This window comes from Coriobacteriaceae bacterium (assembly GCA_025993015.1).
GTDB lineage: Bacteria > Actinomycetota > Coriobacteriia > Coriobacteriales > Coriobacteriaceae > Collinsella.
This window is the reverse complement of sequence record DAJPFV010000001.1, coordinates 1,263,382-1,284,689: the sequence shown is the minus strand read 5'-3', so window position 1 is coordinate 1,284,689 and position 21,308 is coordinate 1,263,382. Positions and strand designations below refer to the sequence as shown.

The following is a 21,308-nucleotide window of genomic DNA, read 5'->3' as shown; positions in this document are numbered from 1 at the left end:
GGGCTTAGTTCTCCTCTGATCCAGTCGTATCGGCATGGTGCTTGGCCATGAACTGCTGCTTGAAGTCACCGATGACCCGCAAGAGCTCGGCCTTGGTGTCGTCGTCGATCTTCTTGGCGCGAACCTTGTCGAGCAGCGAGCCAAAGCCATTGTCCATGTACTCGATGAGCTCGGCACGGAAAGGCAGCACGTCGGCGATCTCCAGGTCATCCAGGAAGCCCTCGTTGCCGGCAAACAGCGTAACGATCTGCTCGCCAACCTCAAACGGCTGGTAGCGCGGCTGCTTCAGGAGCTCGGTCATGCGGGCACCATGGGTCAGCTGCTTCTGAGTAGCCTCGTCAAGGTCGGAGCCAAACTGGGTAAAGCCAGCGAGCTCCTGATAGGAAGCAAGGTCCAGGCGAAGGTTGCCGGCGACCTGCTTCATGGCCTTGGTCTGTGCATCGCCACCGACGCGGGACACGGAGATGCCCACGTCGACTGCCGGGCGCTGACCCTGGAAGAAGAGCTCGGACTGCAGGTAGATCTGACCATCGGTAATGGAAATGACGTTGGTCGGAATGTAGGCCGAGACGTCGCCGTCCTGGGTCTCGATGATCGGCAGTGCCGTCATGGAGCCGTAGCCGTTCTTCTTGGACATCTTGACGGCACGCTCGAGCAGACGAGAGTGCAGGTAGAAGATGTCGCCAGGATAGGCCTCGCGTCCGGGCGGACGATGCAGCGTCAGCGACATCTGACGGTAGGCCACGGCCTGCTTGGACAGGTCGTCGTAGATGACGAGCACGTGACCGCCGGGGTTGGTCTCGCTGGCGGGCTTACCGTCCTCGCCGTTGTACATAAAGAACTCGCCGATAGCGGCACCGGCCATAGGCGCGATGTACTGCATAGGGGCGGAATCGGCAGCGGTGGCCGAAACGATGATGGTGTAGTCGAGCGCACCGTGCTGAGCGAGGGTCTCGCGGATGTTGGCAACCGTGGAGGCCTTCTGGCCGATGGCGACATAGATGCAGACCATGCCCTTGCCGCGCTGATTGAGGATAGCGTCGATGGCGATGGCGGTCTTACCGGTCTTACGGTCGCCGATGATGAGCTCACGCTGACCACGGCCGATGGGCACCATAGAGTCGATAGCCAGCAGGCCGGTCTGAACCGGCTCGCACACCGGGGTACGGTCGATGACACCGGGGGCCTTGAACTCGATGGGGCGACGATGCGTGGCGACGATGTCACCCAGGCCGTCGATAGGCTGGCCGAGCGGATTGACGACGCGGCCGAGCATGGCGCGGCTCACGGGGATATCCATAATGCGGCCAGTGGTGCGGCACTCGTCGCCTTCCTTGATGGAGTCGACGGCACCGAACAGAACGGCGCCGACCTCGTCACGGTCAAGGTTCTGGGCAAGGCCGAAGACGGTCTCACCGGTATCGGAGCTCTTGAACTCCAGAAGCTCGCCTGCCATGGCGCTCTTGAGGCCGGAGACGCGCGCGATGCCGTCGCCTACCTCGTCGACCGTTGAAACCTCATGCGTATCGACCGTCGCGGAGAGGCTCGTGAGCTGCTCCTGCAGTTTCTTGGCGATATCCTGGGCATTGAGGGTTTCGGACATTAGGCTTCACCTCCGTACGAATTAGCAGAGTTTGCGAGGGTCTCCTGCGCGATGCGCAGCTGCGTCTTGACGGAAATGTCACGACGCTCGCCGCGGGCCTCGAGCACCAGGCCGCCCACGATAGACGGGTCGACCTGCTCGATAAGGAATACCTTGCGGCCGAAGTCCTGCTCGCATTTCTTAGTGATGGTTTGACGCAGCTCGTCGTCGAGCGGGATCGCCGTGGTGACGGTCACGCCCACTACATCCTCGTCTTCCTCGGCAACATACTTAAAGGCAGCTGCCACCTTGGGAAGAAGGTCGAGCTGGTCGCGCTTGGACATGGTGTCGAGCACGGCGATGATCTCGGGGCTGGCAGAAGCCAGGCGCTCGATCATCTCGAGGTCCTCGAACACATGGTTCTCGGCCTTGGCGGCTTCCAGAAGGGAGCGCGCGTAGGTCTCGAGCACCTTGTCCTGATAGCGGCTAGTCGGCATTCAGGCTACCTGCTTCCTGGATGTAGCGCTCGATGAGCTTCTTCTGCTCGGCATCGTCCTCGAGTGCCTCGCCCACGATCTTGGTGGCGACGGCAACGGACAGGTCGGCGATGGAGCTCGCGGCACCGGCGTAAATGGACTTGCGCTCGTCCTCGACGGTCGTATGGGCCTTGGCGATGATCTCCTCGGCCTCCTTGTGAGCAGCCTCGATGATACGGGCGCGCTCGGACTCGGCGTCCTTACGGGCCTCGAGAACGATGTCGGCAGCCTGACGACGGGCGTCGGTGACGATCGAGTCGGACTCAGCGCGCTTGGCGATAGCCTCCTGCTTGGTCTTCTCGGCCTCGTCGAGGCTCTCCTCGATCTTCTTGCCGCGCTCCTCCATGGTTTTCATGATGCCCGGCAGGGCGACCTTGGCCAGCACGATCCAGATAATCAGGAAGGCGATAAGCGCCGGGATGAACTCCGCCATCTTAGGGATGAGGATGTCCGCACCGGCGGCGCCGTCCTCGGCGAACGCGGAAACCGGCATGAGCAGCGCGGCCGCGGACGCGGAGAGTGCGATCGCGCTCTTCTGGGATGAAAGATTCATACTTGACGCTCCGTGCTATTTAACGATCAGCGCGACAACGAAGCCGATCAGAGCCAGAGCCTCGCCGAAAGCGGAGCCCATGATGAAGACGGTGAACACGCGGCCCTGGACCTCAGGCTGACGGGCCATAGCACCCGTAGCACCCAGAGCAGACAGGCCGATAGCAAGACCAGCGCCGATAACACCGAGACCGTAACCGATAACTCCCACGATTCCTCCTTTGTCGTGCGTGTCTTATTTCACGCAGGATAACCTTTTTATAACTGCCGGGCTCCATGGGTACGGGCACCGGCGGTTTAACGAATTGCCTTACCTTTAAGGCGCGAACGGAAGACTACTCCTCCTCCGCGACCTCCTCTGCCTCGGAGACATACACGGCGGTAAGGACCGTGAAGACGTAAGCCTGGATGGCGCCGACCACAAGCTCGATCGCATAGATCAGGATGAGGATGGCAAGCCAGGCCAGCGAAGGCAGGGCGCCAACGGCGTGGGCCGCGGAAACCTGCTGAAGCAGCGGCTGCATGAACATGCTCGCCATGATGGCGAACGAGCCCATGACCACGTGTCCTGCGAACATGTTGCAGAACAGACGGACGGCGAGCGTGATGAGGCGCAGGAAGGTCGAGAAAAGCTCGACGACCCACACAAGCACGTTCATCGGGAAGCTCACGCCCTGCGGGGCGAGGCTCTTGATGTAGCCGATCACGCCGTGAGCCTTGCATCCGTAGTAGATGAAGTACACGAAGGCGAAGATGGCGAGCGCAGCGGTGGAGCCGATTGCGCCGGTGCCGGGCTTCATTCCCGGGATCAGGCCGATCATGTTATTGATCAGGATGAACAGGAAAAGCGAGCACAGGAACGGGAAGTGCTTCTTCCAGTTCTCACCCACGACGCCCTTGCCGATATCGTTCTCGACGTACTCGATGATGTACTCGAAACCGTTGACGAAGAAGCCCTTGGGAACCAGGGTCTGCTTCTTCTTGAACACGGCCAGGACGATCAGGAGCACGATCGTGGAGACGATCAGCCAAAACGAGTACTGCGTGATGCCGCAGCTCAGATCGCCCACGACAGGGGTGGAGCTGAACTCGCTGACCAGATGATTAATCTCATCAGGCAGCTTTTCAAAAATTTCCACGACTTACCTTTCGACCTCATGAGGATCTCGCAGCGCCTTGGCGACGCGAACCGTGCAGGCGGCCATAAAGGCCACGAAGCCGATCGCCTCGCCCAGGAGGAACATGCGAAATGCCTCTCCGAACAACGCAAACACAACCAAGGTAAAGACGAGCAGGGCGACTGACGAGACCGCCAGACTCACCATACCCTTGAGCATGTCCGCATTCTGCTTATCGTCAAGAACCGGCTTGAGCGTAAAGACAAAGGGAAGGAAGGCAATTGCGCCCGCGATGGCGCCTGCAACGATAGCGAGCAGATCGGCTATCTGAAACACTGGCTTCCTCGCTTTCCTTTTTAACGCCTCACAGCACAGTCCCAGCCAAACATTGGTGACTATTGTACGAGCCAATCGCTAAAGTACAACCGTAAAACAAACGGTTAATACGCACCTGTACGTTTTCTTAAGGCCTTCTTTATGCCGCAGGTACGGTAATACGTTTTTTCGAACCCCTCAGCGCAAAACGTCCGTTAACAGAAGTGCGCGTGGACGACTTTTGCTCGCCCGCGCGCACCATTTCTTCGTATTTGTGACCGTAGCCGACAAGGCCCAACGACTAGAGCGTACCGTAGATGCGGTCGCCGGCGTCGCCCAGGCCGGGAACGATGTAGGCGGCCTCGTTGAGATGGTCATCGATGGCGCAGGTATAAATATGTACGTCGGGGTCCTTTTCGGTCAGTGACTTGAGGCCCTCGGGCGCGGCGACGATGCACAGCATGCGGATATCCTTGACACCGCGCTCGCGCAGGTAGCTGATGGCCATCTCGGCCGAACCGCCCGTGGCGAGCATGGGGTCGACAACCAGGCAGATGCGCTGGTCGATATCCTTGGGCATCTTGCAGTAATACTCATGCGGCTCGTGGGTGACCTCGTCGCGCTCCATGCCGATGTGGCCCACGCGAGCGGAGGGTACCAAGTCGAGGATGCCGTCGACCATGCCGAGACCCGCACGCAGGATGGGAACGATGGCGAGCTTTTTGCCGGCGAGCTGCTTAAACGTTGCGGTGGTGATGGGGGTCTCGACCTCGACGTCTTCCATGGGCAGGTCGCGCATGGCCTCGTAGCCGTCAAAAAGTGCGAGCTCGCGCACGAGCTGGCGGAACTGGTTGGTGCCGGTGCTCTTGTCGCGCAGGATCGACAGCTTGTGCTGGACGAGCGGATGGTCGACAAGCGTCACACGGGACGTATCGTAGGTGACGGTCATGGGTTGATGCCCCTTTCATTGCGGCCGGAAGATGGCCTTGCTGACAAGACGCATGGCGACGTTGTTGCCGCGCGCCGTGCATAAGTTTAACGGTTTGTTGTATCGAGCAGCTCGTCGCAACCCTACTGAGCGGTGTTGAGCGAACGCTTGACGGCATCACGCCAACCAGCGAGGTTGCTCTCACGGCGCTCGGCGGACATGTGAGGATGGAAGACTTTGACGATCTGAGCGTTTTGCTCCAGCTCCTCCAAATCCTCCCAATAGCCGACAGCAAGGCCCGCCAAGTACGCGGCGCCGATCGCCGTGGTCTCCACCGTCTCGCACTGCAGCACGGGGATATCCAGCAGATCGGCCTGGAATTGCATGATGAACTCGTTGCGCGAGGCACCGCCATCGACGGACAGGCGCTCAATCGAAAGTCCCACGTCCTGCTCCATGGCGCGTAGCACGTCATAACTCTGGTAAGCCATGGACTCGCAGGCCGCACGTACAATGGTCGCGCGACTCGAGGCGCCGGTCAGGCCGCACACGATACCGCGAGCACGCGGGTCCCACCAGGGAGCGCCCAGGCCTGCGAAGGCGGGGACGAAGTAGCAGCCCTCGTTGTCGCTGATCGAAGTGGCGAGTTGCGCGGACTCACTCACGCTCGAGATGATGCCCATGTTGTTGCGCAGCCAGTTCATGGTTGAGCCGGCGGCAAAGATAGAACCCTCGAGCGCATAGCTGATTTTGCCGTCCGCGGCGATACCGATCGTGGAGACCAGACCGTTCTTGGATTCGACGATCTCGTCGCCGGTGTTCATGAGCATAAAGCAACCCGTGCCATAGGTGTTTTTGGTCTGGCCGGGATGGAAGCAGCAGTGGCCGAACAGCGACGCCTGCTGGTCGCCCGCCACGCCCATGATGGGTGGCATGTTGGTCATGATGTCGCTCGCGACGCGGCCGTAGTCGCCCGAGCTCCAACGAACCTCGGGCATCATGGAACGCGGGACGTCGAAAAGCGCCAGCAGATCGTCGTCCCAATCGAGCGTATGGATATTAAAGAGCGCGGTGCGGCTGGCATTGGTGTAGTCGGTGGCAAAGACCTGACCGCCGGTGAGGTTGTAGATGAGCCAGGTGTCGATGGTGCCGAACATGAGGTCGCCCGCCGCCGCGCTCTCACGCGCACCATCGACGTTGTCGAGGATCCACTGCACCTTGGAGGCCGAGAAATACGGATCGAGCGTGAGTCCCGTGCGGGAGCGCACCAGTTCTTCTGCGCCCTGCTCGACCAGCTCGTCGATCAGAGGTGCGGTGCGACGGCATTGCCACACGATGGCGTTATAGATGGGCTGGCCGCTTATGCGGTCCCACACCACCGTGGTCTCGCGCTGGTTGGAGATACCGATGGCGGCGATGCGGTCAGAATGGATGCCGCTCTTAAACTGGACCTCCATCATCACGCCGATCTGGCTGGCAAGCACCTCCGTGGGATCCTGCTCCACCCAGCCGGGGCGCGGGAAGCTGGTTTTGACGCTACGGCGCGCCTGGGCGACGATGCAGCCGTACTCGTCGACGATGGTCGCGAGTACCGAGGTGGTGCCGCAGTCGAGCGCCATGATGTAGGAACCGCCAAAGCTAAACGAGGCGTCTTCCATACCCAGGCTACCTAGATTCAACGACATCGCTTACACCTTTCTATTGCATCGGGTCGGACAGGACCCGTTCGATCTCTGATGCGGGAAGCGCGCCTTGGCGCAGGATCCGGAGCTCGCCGTGCTGAAACGACGCGATGGTTGAGGCGTCGCGACACGGGGTCTCACCGGCGTCGACAGCCACATCGACCCCCTCCAGGATGCGCTCCTCCACCGTGACAAAACTTGCCGGCGCGGGCGCGCCATGCGTGTTGGCGCTAGTGCAGGCAAGAGGGCTGCCGCAGGTGCGGATGAGCGCTTGCACCACGGGCGAGGCCGAAGCGCGAAGTGCCACCGTGTCGTCGGCGGCGCGCATAAAGGTCGGCACGCAGGGGGCCGCCTTGACCACGATAGTCAGGGCGCCCGGCCAGCATCGTCGGGCGAGCACGCGGGCCTCATTGGGAATATCCACGCCATAGCGGTCGAGTGCCTCGGCATCATCGACCAGCCAGGCAACCGTTTGGGTGAGCTCGCGCTGCTTGAGAGTAAAGATACGACGATAGCCGGTACCGAGTGCAGGGACCGCGGCGCCGTTGACGGTGGCCTGCGGATCGCGCGGCCACGGCAGAGGCTCACTTGTATCTTGTGGAACGGCATCCGAGAAAGCGTTGACCGCCACTGCAACACCGTAGACCGTCTCGGTTGGAATAAGCGCCAGGCCGCCGCGACCGAGTAGCTCGGCCGTGCGCTCGACTGCAAGCCGATGCGGCTCGCGCGCTCCCTCGTATACCCGATAGACCGTCTGCATGTGTATGCCAGCCCCTTACGCTCTGGTGCAAGTTTGTTTACTGTGGGGCATTCTCGCACGAAACGTTCAACCTATTTGCCCAGAGCGCATGTTGGTTTGGTGAGCGGCTCTAGTAGTCGGTGAAAGTGAGGGGGTTAATTGAAGATTTTTAGCGCGCAAGCGTAACGGTACGATCGGGAAACTCGATGCTTGCAACCAGTTTTCCGCCGAGGCTCTCTGCGTACCTGCTCAGCGTGTCAAGCCTCATCGAACCCAATTCCCCACGCTCGAGCTCGGATACGCGTTTTTGAGAAACGCCCATCGATTGGGCGACCGACGCCTGTGTTAGATCTTTTAGCCTGCGAATCTGAGCAAGCTTATAGGCTTCGATACGATCGCGAGTCCTCTCCTGCTCGGCGGTAATGGAGTCGCGTGTTATCCCGCGAGATTCCATATACTCATGCAGTTCCATCTCGATCGAGCCTCCTTACGTGGCGACGGTATATTTGCTCGGCCTTTGGAATGTTGATCGCATACCAGCCGTTCCATTTTGCCCTTGACGATCCCGCTCGCGACTTATCACCCGCCAATAGCAATACCGCCTGGCGCTTGGGGTCAAAGGCGAAGAGGATGCGGATCACCTGCCCACCACATGAAGTCACTCTCAGCTCCTTTAAATGATGAAGCTTCGAGCCCTTGACACGGTCAACCAGTGGACGACCAAGGCTGGGACCTTCCTTCTCGAGCACCAAAAGGTCTGCATAAATCTGCTTCAGCGTAGCTTCATCCTGCTCATCAAGCCAAGGTTCAATGTAATCAAGCACGATACGGTACCGATGCAGCTGATTTGACATACCTTTCTCCTTCTATAGTAGAAGTTTTACGGTATATTGCAAGAGCGGAAATAGGCTCGAAGGGTCTTTTTTGCAGAAGTGAAGCCCGAGATCAGTAGGCAACGAGGGGTTATTGGACTGCGACGAACTTCTTTGGCCTGCCGGCATGGCGTTCCTGAGCGGCGTAACGCTCGATGCTGTCGATCGTAATCATCCGACGGCCGTCGACAAGCTCAACATCGAGTTTGCCGGCTTTGACCAGCGCAGTGATTCGCGGTGCGGAAACCCTGAGGTCCGCCGCCGCGTCCTTAAACGTTCGACACGCCGCTTCCCGAGCGTCCTCGTGGTCGATTTCGACTGAAAGGGCCACGACCTCGGCCGAACGCTCGTACCCAGCCGGAGCCCGACCATTGTTAAGATCGTCGGCCAAAAACGCCATCAGCGCCTCGATGGCATGAGCTATTGCTTCTTCGCGCGTATCGCCATCGGCAAAGGCCCCGGGGACCTGCGGGAAGCTGGCACAGTAACCATCGTCTTCTTTTATGAGAACGCAGTCATAGGTAAATCGTTGTTTCATTATGACCCCTTCGGCTACCAACCAGCTTGCCGGCGAATGCTTGCCCATGTCCCCTTCTTCGGCCGATTGCCACCAGAGCCATTTACGGTCACAACGCGATCACCAGAAACATACTTAGCATGGCTGCCGACCTGCGCGACTTTCACGAATCCATCGTGTTTGAGCAGGGCAATGATTTCCCGAAAGGTAGGAGGTTGCATGGGCCGACCTCTTTCAGCCGTCCTAATTATAAACTACTTTATAGTTTTTGATAAATCAGTTAATAAATATTACTGACGCTGTTTGGGCTCGATGACGATGGCTCGGACGATGCGGGGACGATCGGTGAGGTCGCGGACGATGCGCACATCCGACAGGCCCGCTTGGCGGCAGAGCTCGGCGGCGGCGTCGAGAGCGCCCTCGTAGAGCTCGCAGGCAAAGAGGCCACCGGCGCGCAACATGTAGGGCGCCGCGTTGAGCAAGCGGCGGAAGATGTCGAGGCCGTCGGCACCGCCTTCGAGCGCCAGGTCGGGCTCAAAATCCTTGACCTCGTGCGGCAGCGAGCGCATGACGTCGGTGGGGATGTAGGGCGGGTTGGAGACGAGGACGTCGAAGGTGCCCCACTCTTCGCGGGGAATCGAGCTTACCAGGTTGGTGAGGCTGAATGCGACCTCGTCTGCCGTGAGACCTAGGGCGTCGCGGTTTTTGGTTGCCAGGTCGATGGCGCGCGGCTCGATATCGGTAGCGGTGCAGGTGACGTGGCCGCGGCGCTCCCAGGCAAGCGAGAGCGAGATACAGCCCGTGCCGCAGCCGACCTCGAGGACGCGGGCGACGCGGGGCTCGGCGGGAGCGGGCTCGGTGGCCTCGGCGGCGTTCTGCGCGGAGGTCGTCTCCTGGTCGTCGCCTTCGATGGCAATGCCGTATTCGTCGAGCTCGGGCTCGGGGGCTTCCATGGCCTCGGCTTCTGCCGCTTCGCTTTCTGCTGCCCGCGCGGCGGCTTCCTCGGCCTCGCGATCGGCCAGCTCCTCGGCATAGGCGCGGCTGCCAAGTACGTCGCTGCCCAGCGCCGCCTCGTCGGCAGCCGTGAGGTTGGCGGCACGGCGCTCGGCAGTCGCGCGTTCATCGGCCAGTGCTGCCTCGGCCTTGCGGGCCTGCTCGACTTCATCGTTCCAGGGCAACTCCACGCGCTGACGGGCGGCGGCCTCGGGGCTCAGCACCTCGGCATCCAGATAGTTCAGAACTTCCTCGACGAGCATCTCGGTCTCGGGGCGCGGGATGAGCACGCCGGGGGCGCACGCTACGTCGATCATGCGGAACTGCGTGCTACCCGTGATGTGCTGCAGCGGTTCGCCCTTGGCGCGGCGGACGACAGCCGCATGCATGGTCTCGAGCTGGGCCGCGTCGAGCGTCTCGTCCATGCGCATATACAAGTCGATGCGCGCCAGGCCCGTAGCCGCGCACAGCAGCCACTCGGCAGAAAGACGGGGATGCTCCTCGCCGCGCTCGGCCAGGTACTCCTTGGTCCACTCGAGACAACGCTTGATGGTCCAGATCTCGTTTGCCATGGGGTCCTCCCCTCTTGAGCGCCAGGCGGCGCGCGAATGTCGGAGCAGATTGTACGCGAGGGTGGCACGCGGCAAGGGACGATTGGAAGCGATTATCGAGAATCAGCCCAGAATTTTGCTCGCGGCGCAATCGAAGTGCTCATTTGTCGACGTCTAGATTTGCATCCGTCAAGCTTTTGGCAAGGTTGCCCCAAAACTGACCAATATCTAACCAAACACTTGCCGAATCGCTTGACGAGCGACACGTCAAAAAATGGCTTGCGACTTCTTGGACGATTTTTTGAGCATTAATTTTGATAGCAGAGGAATACTGATAATTACTTTGAGCAGGCAAGCAGCTTAATAACCAACAATATCGATTGAATAAACTCGCAAAGTAATATACACAACCTAGTCGTTGGGGACGTTCTTAAACGACTAGTCAAACACCCAATGACTACCCAAGGAGTGTCCCAAACTGCCGGCAAAAAAGGAACGTCCCTAACTGCCGCATGGAGCAAGACAACGCCGCAGGTTGAGCATAAGTCAGCGAAAACGCCCCTAAGCGAGCAAGGTGACGTGAAAGAGGAGGGAAGCGTACTTTGGTACGCGACCGACGATTGAACGTCAGATTGCCGCTTAGGGGCGTTTGCAGCATCGAGCAGTTACGGCGTTTGGTAAAACGCCGTAACCTAAACGGCCTGTGCCAGCTTCTCGGCTCGCTCGGCGGCGGCGAGGGCCTCGATGACGGTGCCGAGCTGGTCGCCCAGAAGCACGCCGTTGTAGGTGGAGTTGAAACCGATGCGGTGGTCGGTCACGCGGTCCTGGGGCTGGTTGTAGGTGCGGATCTTCTCGGAACGGTTGCCGTGGCCGATCTGGCTCTGGCGCTCGGCACCGAGCTCTGCCTGCTGCTTCTCGAGCTCCATCTCGTACAGACGAGCGCGCAGCATCTGCATGCAGACCTCGCGGTTCTGGATCTGGGAGCGCTGCTCCTGCGACTGCACCACGGTGTTGGTGGGCAGGTGGGTGATGCGCACGGCGGAGTAGGTGGTGTTAACGCACTGACCGCCAGGGCCCGAAGCGCAGTAGGTGTCGATGCGCAGATCGGACTGGTTGATCTGGACGTCAATCTCCTCGGCCTCGGGAAGCACGGCGACGGTAGCCGTGGAGGTCTGGATGCGACCCTGGGACTCGGTCTTGGGAACGCGCTGGACACGGTGCACGCCGGACTCGAACTTCATGACGGAGTAGACACGGTCGCCCTCGACCTTGAACTCGATGGACTTAAAGCCGCCAGCCTCGCTGGGGCTGGAATCGAGCACGGTGGTCTTCCAGCCGCGCGATTCGCAGAAGCGCTGATACATCTTGTACAGATCGCCGGCAAAGATGGCAGCCTCGTCGCCACCGGCGGCGGAGCGAATCTCGACGATGGTGTTCTTGTCGTCGTTGGGATCGCTCGGGATGAGCATGTACTTGATATCTTCCTCGAGCTGCGGGAGCTTTTCCTCGTTCTCGGAGATGTCCATCTGGAGCATCTCCTTCTCGTCCGCATCGCTGGTGTCGCGGAGCATCTCCTTGGCGGCCTCGATGTCATCGAGCGCGCCGATGTACTCACGCGAGGCAGCGATGAGGTCGGACTGGTGTGCGTACTCCTTGTTGAGACGCGTGAACTCCTTGATGTCGGAGGCGACGGCCGGGTCGGAAAGCTTCTTCTCGAGCTCCTCGTAGGCCTTGATGATCTTTTCGAGCTTGTCGCGCATGGCGGGACTCCTTTATGTGCGTGAAGGTGAAAATCGGCAGAGTTGATGGGGCGCGCGGCGCCACTGCGGGGGTAAGCCCAGCTAGAACATGTCGATCTTCAGATACATGCGCATCCCTTCGCGTATGGGGTACATAGTTGCGGTCTAACCCATACATGATAGCGTGCGCAGGCATACCTGCATATAACCCGCACGGAATGTGACACAGGGTCAGTCCGCCAACGTAAGGCTCTACTTTAAGAACATGGCCATATATAACGGAAGCGTCACCTTTTTGCCGTCTCGGCCGACGTTGCCGTCTATCAGCTTGTACCCAAGGTTCACGTCCTGCCGCTCGAGCATGTCGTTGAGCGATACCGTAGATCCGCGCGAGGCCTTCACCTCAATGGGCACAACGCTCGCGTCGGGCGAGTCGACGAGAAACTCTATTTCCCTATCGCCCTTCTGCGACCGCCAATAGCGCAGAGCCACGCCCCGCGCCGAAAGCATGCAGGCGACCAGGTTCTCGTAGAGGCCGCCTTTCATGGGACCCGCGAGCTTGTTGTTCACCACCGCTTCCAGCATTTCAAAGCCGTACATGGCCATGAGCACGCCCGTATCGGCGGCATAGAGGCGAAACTTCGTCCCATCTTCATAGGCGGCAAGAGGGAATTGGGCGGCGCTCACCGACTGGCACCGTCGCACCATACCTGCTCCCACGAGCCAATCCACGGACGAGCCAAATTTGCGCGCCGTTCCCCTGTTCTCGACCACGGAATACTGGAACTTCGTATTCTCCTTTGCGATCTGGCGCGGCAACGATTCAAAGCACGCCCGCGCACGCCCGCGCTCGGGGGCTTGCGCGTATCGAGCCACGTCGTCGAGATACGAGGCGAGCAGCCTGCTTTGCTCGTCGAAAGCAACGGCGAAGTTGTCCGTCCGCGCAAAGGCGTCCACCACCGCAGGCATACCGCCGACCGCGAGGTACTCGCGCAGCATCTGCATCATCTTCTGATTCACCGCAACGGGCACGGGTATCAACGACTCATAGTATTCCCGCAAATTGGCGATATCGTCCTCCCCATACCCGCGTGCCCAAAGGTACTCCTCAAAATCGAGGGGGCCCATTTCGACCTCTCGCTCGTACCCAACGGGAATGGAGGCGAGCGCAGCCTCCTCCTTGAACCGAATGCCCAGAAGCGAGCCCGACGCAACGACATCGCACCTGCCGTCGAGAGCGAGATACTTAAGCGCAGCGCGAGCACGCGGGCACTCCTGAATCTCGTCGAGGAAAAGAAGCGTTCGTCCTGGAACAAAGCGCACGCCGGGCACGACGAGCGATATCTGCCGGTAGATCGAGTCGGCATCGATTGGGCCATCGAACACCCGCTTAAGGTCCGGGGACCCAATGAAGTCTATGGAGATGAAGCTTTCGTAGTCCTGCCGCCCGAACTCGGCGACGATGTACGACTTGCCAACCTGTCGCGCGCCCTTGATGAGAAGGCATTCGGCGCCCTTTTCCGCCCGCCACGAACGGAGGGTGTCGAGCATCTTTCGCTTCAGCACACTACGCACCATCCTTCACCTGCTGTTTGCAGCTTTTCAGGATGGATTTTACCAACTTTTGCAGCTTTTCCGGGTGTATTTGGCCTAGATTTGCAGCTTTTCCTGGTCCAGATAGCCGCTTTGTGCAGCTTTTCCGGACTTCTAGAGGGCGCGGCGCGCTTAGGAGCTGCAGAATCATAATCGCGTGCAAACGGCGGGCTAACATAGCCTTTCACCGAAAAGGGCGGGCGGCCGCGCCCTGCGACCACCCGCCCTCAATCAAAGCCCTTCTCGGCCGCCGCAGCTACCGGTTCCGGCGCCGCAGGATTACGCCTGCGGCGATCAGCACCACCGCGCCGCCCGCGATGCCACCCAGGGCCATCGGCGACAAGCTGGTATCGCCCATATTCGGCAGACCCGGCTTCTCTTCCTTCGGCACCGGCGGCTTGCTCGGAGGATTCGTCGGCGGGTTGACTGGCGGGGTGGTCGGCGGCGTGTACGTGTTCTTGAACACCGGCGCCACGTCGCCGTCATAGGTTACCGTCGCCACCAGATGGCCCGCACCGTCGTCCGTCACCGTCACCGTTACCCGGTGCTCGGCCGCGTCGTACGTCACGTTCTTCTGACCGTCGTCCACCTCGGAGATGCTGTAGGCGTACGTCCCGGGCTTGTCGTACGAGATCGCCTCGAAGCCCACCGTGCCGTCCGCCGCGTTCTTGGCGGTCTGCAGCACCTTGCCGTCGGCATCCTTCAGCTGGAAGGAGAACTGCCCTTCCTTAAGGTCTTCGCCGCTCAGCACCTTGGAGGCCCCCAGCTTCACCTCAGTCGCGGCCGGCGCGTAGCTGTTGCTGAATGCCACCGCATCCGCAGCCTTGCCGCCCTTGCTGTAGGCAACCTGTGCCTCCAGCGCGTGCGTCTCCGCATTCTCCGTCACCGTCACCGTCGCGGTAAAGACCGTCGTGTCGTAGGTGACGCCGTTCGCCGTCGCCCCTGCCCGCTCGGACACGGTGTAGACGTACGTCCCCACCTTGTCCAGCTGCAGCGGCGCGAAGCCAAACGTGCCGTCGGCGCCGTTCTGCACCGTCTGCACCACGTTACCGTCGGCGTCCTTCAGGTCGAAGGAGAACTCACCCTCGGCCAAGTCGCGGCCGGTCAGAGCCTTCGTTCCGGTAATCGTCGCCGTCGTTGCCGTCGGCGTGTAGGTGTTGGTGAAGGTCAGATCCGCAGCCGTCTTGTTCGCCGTCGCGGTCAGCTGGCCGCTGCCGTCGTCGGTCACGCTCACCGTCACATCCAACACCGCATCGCTGTAAGTGATGGTGCCATCTTGGCCCGCAACCTCCTTCACCTGGTACGCATGCGAACCAGTCGCAGTGTACGAGATGGCCTTGAAGGTAAACGCCTTACCCACGTTCTTGGTCCGGTCGATCTCCTGCCCCGTGGCCACGTCAATCAGCGCGAACGTGAACTCGCCATCGGCGGGCGTCCGCGTGGTGGACGGGTCGGCATTCTCAAGCACCTTGGTGCCAGAGATCTGGTAGGAGGTCGCGCCCGGCTGGTAGCTGTTCGTAAACGTCATGGTGTTGGGGGTGACGCCGTTCTCGGTACCCTCGCTCGGCATCACCGTGGAGCTCTCCACCACCAGCTTGCCGTCGTTGTTGTCCTTCACCACGTAGGTCAGGGTGTACGTCTTGCCGGTGTAGGTCACGCCCGGCACGCCCGGAGCGTCGTCCGTCGGCTGCACCTCGCGGACCGTGTAGATAAAGGTGCCCGCATGGTCGAAGGTCAGCTTGTCGAAGGCAACCTTGCCGTGCGCATCGTTCTTCTGGGTCTGGATCACCGAGCCGTCAGACCCCACCAGCTCGAAGGCGAAGTCTCCCGCCTTTAGCTGATAGCTGCCGTCGTGCACGTCAACGCTCTTGGTGAGGGCGATCGCGCCGGAGTCCGTCGCCTGTGCCTCATAGGTGTTGGTGAAGCTGGGCTTCGTGACATTCGTGCCGTCGTAGGCGACGCTCGCCTGCAGCGTGCCGGCATTGTCCGCAACCGTCACCACGGCATGGTGCACCGCGGCGTCGTAGGTCACGTAGGCCAGATCACCCTTCCGCTCCACGATGGTGTACTCGTGCGTGCCCGGCTTCGCGTAGGAGAAGGCGTCGAAGTTAACACTTCCGTCCGCGCCGTTGGTCGCGGTCCGGACGGGCTTGGCCCCGGCAAGCTGCTCAGCCGTCAGGTTGCCCTCGTACACATCGAAGGTGAACTCGCCGCCCTTGAGGACGATCGGCGTGTTGTCGTCCTTCTTCACATAGCTCTTCTGCGCACCGAGGGCCAGGCCGGTCGCGGCCGGCTGGTAGGTGTTGGTGAAGGTCTCCGAGCCGGATACGCTCGTCACGATCGCCTTCGCATTCAGCGCTCCGGTCCCGCCGTCCGTGACCGTCACCGTATAGGTGAGGGCATGGCTGTCGTAGACGATGCCCGGCTCCGTGCCCGACTGTTCCACGATGGTGTAGGTGAAGTCCTTGCTCGCGGCGCCGCCCAAGTCGGAGAGCTGGAACTCGCGCGTGAAGCTGACCTTGCCGTCGGCGTCGTTCTTCGCGGTGCCGAGCACGTTGCCGGCGGCATCCTTCAGCTCGAAGGTGTACTCGCCGCCCTTCAGCTTGACATCGTGCTTGAAGCCGTCCGCGACCGCAACGATCTTGGTCGCCGTCAGCTCCACGGATCCCTTTGCGGTGTAGGTGTTCGTGAAGGTGGGGGCGACCGTCTTGCCGTCATCGTAGGTGACGCTCGCCTCCAACTGGCCGGCGTTGTCCACGACCTTCACCACGGCGTGGTGAACCGCATCGTCGTAGACCACGTGGGGCAGGTCGCCCTTCTGCTCCACGATAGTGTATTTGTACTCGCCGGCCTTGGTGTAGTTGATGGCCGGGAAGGTAACGGTTCCGTCCTCGCCGTTCTTAGCGGTCTGGATGGGCTGCTTGCCCTTCAGCTGCTCAGCCGTCAGATCACCCTCGTACAGGTCGAAGGTGAACTCGCCGCCCTTGAGCGTGGCCTGCGTGTTGTCGGACTTCACGTACGATTTCTTCGCCGTGAGTGTAGCCAAGGTCTCGGCAGGCTGATACTTGTTAGTGAAGGTCGGGGCATCATTCTTGTCGTCATAGGTGACAGTCGCCTTTGCCTTGTCACCGTCCGCCTTCACCGAGACGTGGACCTTCACCGCCGTGGAATCGTAGGTGATGGTCGAATCGCTGTCAGCGACCTCCTTGAGCGTGTAGTCGTACTCGCCTATGGTCAGACCGGTGAGGATGAGCTTAATCTTGCCGTCCTTGTCGTTCTGGACAGTCTGGATGGGATCAACCGTAGTCGTGTCGCCTTGATATAGGCCGAAAGTGAACGCACCAGCCGTCAGGTCCTTGCCCTTGAGGATCTTCGTCGCCTCGATAGTGGCGTCGGCCGTCGGCTTCGAGTTGGTGAAGGTCGGCACGGCCTTCTCGCCGTCGTAGGTGGCGGCCGCGCTCAGCGTGCCGTTCTTGTTATCGGTGACGCTAACGTGCACTTTCACCGTCTTGCCATCGTAAACGATAGTCGGGTCGGTGCCTTCGACCTCCTTGATGGCGTAGTCGTGCTCACCAGCCTCGGTGTAATCAATGGCCGGGAAGGTGATGTCGCCATTGGCATCGTTCTTTTCTTCGGCGACAACCTTATCGCCCTCCTTCACCTGGAATGAGAACTGCTGGTTCTCAAGGGTGCCGCCCGTAAATTGCTTCTTCGCCGCCAGGGTCACGGAACCCTTCGCAGCATAGCTGTTGTTGAAGGTGGCGAGGTTCACCTTGCCGTTCTTGACCTCAAGCGTCTCGCGCTTGTCATCGCCGCTCTTCTCCACCGTCACGCCTGTGACAGTCAGCTTGGCGTTCTTATCCTCGACCCTCACCGTGACGGTATAGGTCGAGGCGTCCATCGTCCAGCCGGAGTTCTGCACGCCGTCCGCCGCCGCGTCGTCGTCGGCGTCGTGCACCTCGGTGAGCGTGAACGTGTACGTACCGGCCTTGTTGAACTTCATGCCGGAGAAGTCGACCGTCTGGCCCTTGTCCTTGATGATCTTGCCACTCGTGGCCTTGGACTCGGCATGCTCATTGCCCGCCAGAGCATCCGAGACTTTGAGGTCATCATCATCGATCTGCTTCTGCGTCTCTTCCGTGGCGGTCAGCGTGAACGAGAACGCCTTCTCCGTGCTCTCAACACCGGAGACCTTCTTCGTTACCTGCGGGGTCAGTTCGTCGCTAGCTTCCGCCTTGTAGGTGTTTGTGAACACCAGCTTGTTGGCTTCGGCCAACGTGCCGTCGGGTTTTTGCTTCTCGATCTCACCGGTGATACTATCGCCTGCGCCGGTCAGATTCGTGGTACCCTGCTTGCGGCCGGTCAGCTTATAGCCCGCGGGCATCTTGTCTGCGCCGGTCAGCTCCCGCACCGTGTACTCGTCGCCCTCGCCAAGTCCGTACACGCGAATCGTCTCGTCGGCCTTGATGGCATGGGTGTCGCCGTTCTTCAAATCGAACACGTCGCCGGCTTGCTTTCCGGCCCCAGCGTTCTTGAACACTGCGGCCTTGTAGGTCTTCCCTTCGGGCACGGTGAACTTGAAGGTGAACCCCGCGTCCGGTTTTCCCGTCAGTCCCGCCGGCACCACGACCCTCTTCGTCACCTCGAGGCTCGCCTCGCGCTTGTTCGCCACGCGCACACAGGTGGCGCCGGTGAACAGCGCGTTCAGATTCATGTCGCCCAGGTCGGCGCGGGCGACCTTCGCATTAGTGTCACCAGGCACGTCCTGCGTGATGCCCATACGTATCCAGCCCGTCTCGGTCTCCAGGCGGTAGGGTTTGCCCTTCTCGGTGGGCCCATACTGGTAGACACGTCCATTGGCGCCGTACTTGAGATGTACCTCATCCTCGCCGCCCTTGGCGTCATTGTTCCAGGAAAGGTTGCCGTTGTCGTCGAGCGTCCCGTCAGACGTCTGGCGCTGGCCCTTGATCCACGTGAGCGTGTTGTCGATGTCGCCCTCTGCGCCAAACTGGCCCAGGCTCTTCATGAGCGCGCCCGGGCCCACGAACGTCGAAACACCGTCATCGGCCGTACCAGCATCGGCATGGACGCCGTAATCGTCCACAATCACCTTGGTGAGCGTGTCGTTAAGCAGGAAGCCCTTGGGGGCCGAGACCTCCTTTAGGAAGTAGGTCCCCTTCACGAGCGGCCTGTTACCGTCGCTCGTATTCGGGAATATGCCCGCACCTTCGAGCGGAACCGGGTTGCCGACCAACCCCGTCGTCAGGGTGTCAAAGGGGGTCTGCTCGCCATTGAGCATGACCTTGCCGTTCGCGTCCATTTTCACCTGATCGGCCTTGTACAGGCCGAACTTCGCCCCGTCAACGGGCTTGCCCTCGGTATCGGTCTTCTGCACGAACAGGCGATTCTGGATGTTCGTGACGAGCAAGCGCGTGGCAAACTGGCGCTGGAAATTCTTCTCGCCGCTGGGGAGGTCATCGCTGAACACGTGAACCGTGTTGTCCGTATTCGCGTTGGCGATAGAGCTTGCCGTCGTGTGGTAGATGGCCACCGCGTACTCGGCATCCTTGCGGGCATCACCGCTCAGCATGTAGTAGTAGCTGGAGATGTCACCGGGCAGATTTTGAATCTCTACCTGGTACTGGCCGCTCGTGTTGAGCGTGAAGGCGTGCAGGTCCTTCTTCGCCGCCTCGATAGCGCCGGCCTTGCTCGGCTTCTCGGCGAGGGTGTACCCCATTCCCGTCGATGGGTCGCCCGACACGGCGTACCAATTGTTCTGATTTTTGATATCTGCGTTTGCGCTTTTATCGCGCTTGAGCACCACAGCGAACAGTATGCCAGACTTCAGGTTGACGGTCTCGTTGGACTTCGTCAGGTCATCATTCGCCTTGTACACGTTCACCGGTGCGGTGATGGTCTCCTTCGCGCCGGCAAACGCACCAGTCTTCCACACGACGCTGTCCGCATCCATACCGCCGCGGTTGATGATGACGCCGCCCGCGCCGTTCTCAGCGCTCGCGGGCACGTACTCGAGCTGCATGCTGCCACCTGTCGCCGTGAGACTCGAGCGGTATCCCTCCGGCACGCGCGTCTCCTTCAGGAGGTAGTACTTGTTACCGTGATTCTTGTTGTAGAGATCGTCGAAGTTGATGACGCCGTTGTCATCGTCGTTCGTGAGCGTTAGGTGGCCGGCCTCGTCCGTGGTGCCGGAGCCGAGGAGCGCGTTCTTGTCATTGGTCGTATCTGTAAAGTTCTCGTCTGTTTTGTACAGCGCGAACTCGGCGCTCTGTACGAACTTGCCGTCCTGGTCGAACTTTATGATGTCGGACTCGGGCACCGTCACGAGGTTGAACTTGAGCTCCATGTTGGAGTCGGTGGCGCCGCGCTCCAGGTAGAAGAACTTGAGGGTGTGGTTGGTGTCGTCGGCGAAGGTGTTGCCTTCCCAGCTCGTGTCGCCGGCCTTGCCCGCCTCCTGGTACTTGCTCTTCAGCGTGCCGTTGTAATTGTCGTTTACCTTAATGTCGCCCGTATGAAAGTTGATACTCAGACTCGCACGGCTGTGAATACCGCCGATATCACCCACGAGGACATCATCGATGAACACCCAGACGTCATCATCGCCGGCGAACTCGAAGGTCATGTCCTTCTTATCGTTCGTCAGGCCGCCGTTGGGCTGCACGAATCGCGTGGACATTGAGAGGCCGAAGTGGTGGTTGACGTGGTTACCGGCGTTGTCTGCCGTGATGCCATTTTGGACGAGCCGGCCGCTTTCCTCCTTGAACACCTTGTCTGCCGCATCGAACGGGAAGAACTGACCCCGATGGGACGAATCGCCCACTTTGTCAATGCCCCAGGTGTCATAGACGTCGAAGGCATTCTTGTCAGCGTTGTAGGCTGCGTAGTTTTCGGAGCTGTCATAGACGTAGTAGCCGTCCTGAGCCTTGAGGAGGCCCGTCACGCCAAAATGGGACGTCTTGCCGGTCTGGGCAGAGGAATCGAACAGATAGCGGAGGGAGTCGCCGCCATAGGTACCGGAAAGCTGCGGGTAGCCGTCTGAAAGCGTGTTGCTGACAATGCCGGGCTGCGGGTTCGTGTTGCCCGTCCAATGGTTGAGCGGTGCATCACCCTTGCCATCGTTAAACTGGAACCGGTGGCTTGCGTTGATGCCGCCGTTGCCGGAAACCGACAGATGGTTATCCGGATTCACCCAGTAATCAAACAGGTTGATTGTTGTCCCCGAAGGCGAAATCGTCGGAACCGTGTGGTCCGAAACCGCCGCCTCCGCGCGGGTCGGCAGGAAGAAACTCGCCGTCAGCACGACGGCGAGGGCCAGAACAATCACATATGGCGAGACCGGGCGCAGCCCGCGACGACGGCCATAAGACATGACGGACCACCGCTCGCGCGGCCGATGTCCACCAAGAAGTTCCCTGCTGGGACACCCCCCCCGGTAACCATATTCATGAGTAGAGACGTCGCCTCTCTGAGCTCCTGCATAATTTCCCTCCCCGTCACACGGCGACCCGCCTGGGCACCCCCCGGGGGGGCCGAGGCAGTCTGGCACATGCCCGCAGTCGTTCAAGAAATACCA

The 21,308-nt window shown here is 60.5% G+C and carries 16 protein-coding genes; all 16 read right to left on the bottom strand.

What is annotated here, in order from left to right:
• Positions 1 to 4 precede the first annotated feature (4 nt).
• The 16 genes from atpA to OIL77_05370 all read right to left on the bottom strand — a co-directional run bounded on the left by atpA (position 5) and on the right by OIL77_05370 (position 21,059).
• Positions 5 to 1,603 (bottom strand): F0F1 ATP synthase subunit alpha, encoded by a 1,599-nt coding sequence (gene atpA, locus OIL77_05445; GenBank protein HJI44851.1) that lies wholly within the window; start codon positions 1,601 to 1,603, stop codon positions 5 to 7.
• A complete protein-coding gene (locus OIL77_05440) occupies positions 1,603 to 2,079 on the bottom strand; it encodes a F0F1 ATP synthase subunit delta (GenBank protein HJI44850.1) in 477 nt (158 codons plus the stop codon). The genes atpA and OIL77_05440 overlap by 1 nt, the downstream gene beginning before the upstream one ends.
• Positions 2,069 to 2,671, bottom strand: a complete 603-nt coding sequence (gene atpF, locus OIL77_05435) for a F0F1 ATP synthase subunit B (GenBank protein ID HJI44849.1) — start codon at positions 2,669 to 2,671, stop codon at positions 2,069 to 2,071. The genes OIL77_05440 and atpF overlap by 11 nt, the downstream gene beginning before the upstream one ends.
• Before the next feature lie 15 nt (positions 2,672 to 2,686).
• Positions 2,687 to 2,881 (bottom strand): ATPase, encoded by a 195-nt coding sequence (locus OIL77_05430; GenBank protein HJI44848.1) that lies wholly within the window; start codon positions 2,879 to 2,881, stop codon positions 2,687 to 2,689.
• Between the two features lie 124 nt (positions 2,882 to 3,005).
• Positions 3,006 to 3,809 carry a F0F1 ATP synthase subunit A gene (gene atpB, locus OIL77_05425; GenBank protein ID HJI44847.1) on the bottom strand — a complete coding sequence of 268 codons (804 nt, stop codon included), beginning with the start codon at positions 3,807 to 3,809 and terminating at the stop codon, positions 3,006 to 3,008.
• A gap of 3 nt (positions 3,810 to 3,812) precedes the next feature.
• Positions 3,813 to 4,124 carry a hypothetical protein gene (locus tag OIL77_05420; GenBank protein ID HJI44846.1) on the bottom strand — a complete coding sequence of 104 codons (312 nt, stop codon included), beginning with the start codon at positions 4,122 to 4,124 and terminating at the stop codon, positions 3,813 to 3,815.
• Positions 4,125 to 4,404: 280 nt separating this feature from the next.
• The gene (gene upp / locus OIL77_05415) at positions 4,405 to 5,052 is read right to left on the bottom strand and encodes a uracil phosphoribosyltransferase (protein HJI44845.1); all 648 of its coding nucleotides are present in this window, start codon (positions 5,050 to 5,052) and stop codon (positions 4,405 to 4,407) included.
• A gap of 122 nt (positions 5,053 to 5,174) precedes the next feature.
• The gene (gene glpK / locus OIL77_05410; protein ID HJI44844.1) at positions 5,175 to 6,716 is read right to left on the bottom strand and encodes a glycerol kinase GlpK; all 1,542 of its coding nucleotides are present in this window, start codon (positions 6,714 to 6,716) and stop codon (positions 5,175 to 5,177) included.
• A 13-nt stretch (positions 6,717 to 6,729) separates the two neighbouring features.
• The gene (locus tag OIL77_05405; GenBank protein HJI44843.1) at positions 6,730 to 7,473 is read right to left on the bottom strand and encodes an L-threonylcarbamoyladenylate synthase; all 744 of its coding nucleotides are present in this window, start codon (positions 7,471 to 7,473) and stop codon (positions 6,730 to 6,732) included.
• 148 nt (positions 7,474 to 7,621) lie between these two features.
• Complete coding sequence (locus tag OIL77_05400) at positions 7,622 to 7,924, bottom strand: helix-turn-helix domain-containing protein (GenBank protein ID HJI44842.1); 303 nt, start codon at positions 7,922 to 7,924, stop codon at positions 7,622 to 7,624.
• Positions 7,911 to 8,306, bottom strand: a complete 396-nt coding sequence (locus OIL77_05395; protein ID HJI44841.1) for a type II toxin-antitoxin system RelE/ParE family toxin — start codon at positions 8,304 to 8,306, stop codon at positions 7,911 to 7,913. The genes OIL77_05400 and OIL77_05395 overlap by 14 nt, the downstream gene beginning before the upstream one ends.
• 109 nt (positions 8,307 to 8,415) lie before the next feature.
• Positions 8,416 to 8,910, bottom strand: coding sequence for a type II toxin-antitoxin system HicB family antitoxin (locus tag OIL77_05390; protein HJI44840.1), 495 nt, complete (start codon positions 8,908 to 8,910; stop codon positions 8,416 to 8,418).
• Positions 8,911 to 9,131: 221 nt separating this feature from the next.
• Positions 9,132 to 10,406, bottom strand: a complete 1,275-nt coding sequence (locus tag OIL77_05385) for a peptide chain release factor N(5)-glutamine methyltransferase (GenBank protein ID HJI44839.1) — start codon at positions 10,404 to 10,406, stop codon at positions 9,132 to 9,134.
• A 671-nt stretch (positions 10,407 to 11,077) separates the two neighbouring features.
• The gene (prfA, locus tag OIL77_05380; GenBank protein ID HJI44838.1) at positions 11,078 to 12,145 is read right to left on the bottom strand and encodes a peptide chain release factor 1; all 1,068 of its coding nucleotides are present in this window, start codon (positions 12,143 to 12,145) and stop codon (positions 11,078 to 11,080) included.
• A gap of 231 nt (positions 12,146 to 12,376) precedes the next feature.
• Positions 12,377 to 13,675: an ATP-binding protein gene (locus OIL77_05375; GenBank protein ID HJI44837.1), complete on the bottom strand. Its 1,299-nt coding sequence runs from the start codon at positions 13,673 to 13,675 to the stop codon at positions 12,377 to 12,379.
• A gap of 298 nt (positions 13,676 to 13,973) precedes the next feature.
• A complete protein-coding gene (locus OIL77_05370; GenBank protein ID HJI44836.1) occupies positions 13,974 to 21,059 on the bottom strand; it encodes a SpaA isopeptide-forming pilin-related protein in 7,086 nt (2,361 codons plus the stop codon).
• Positions 21,060 to 21,308 lie beyond the last annotated feature (249 nt).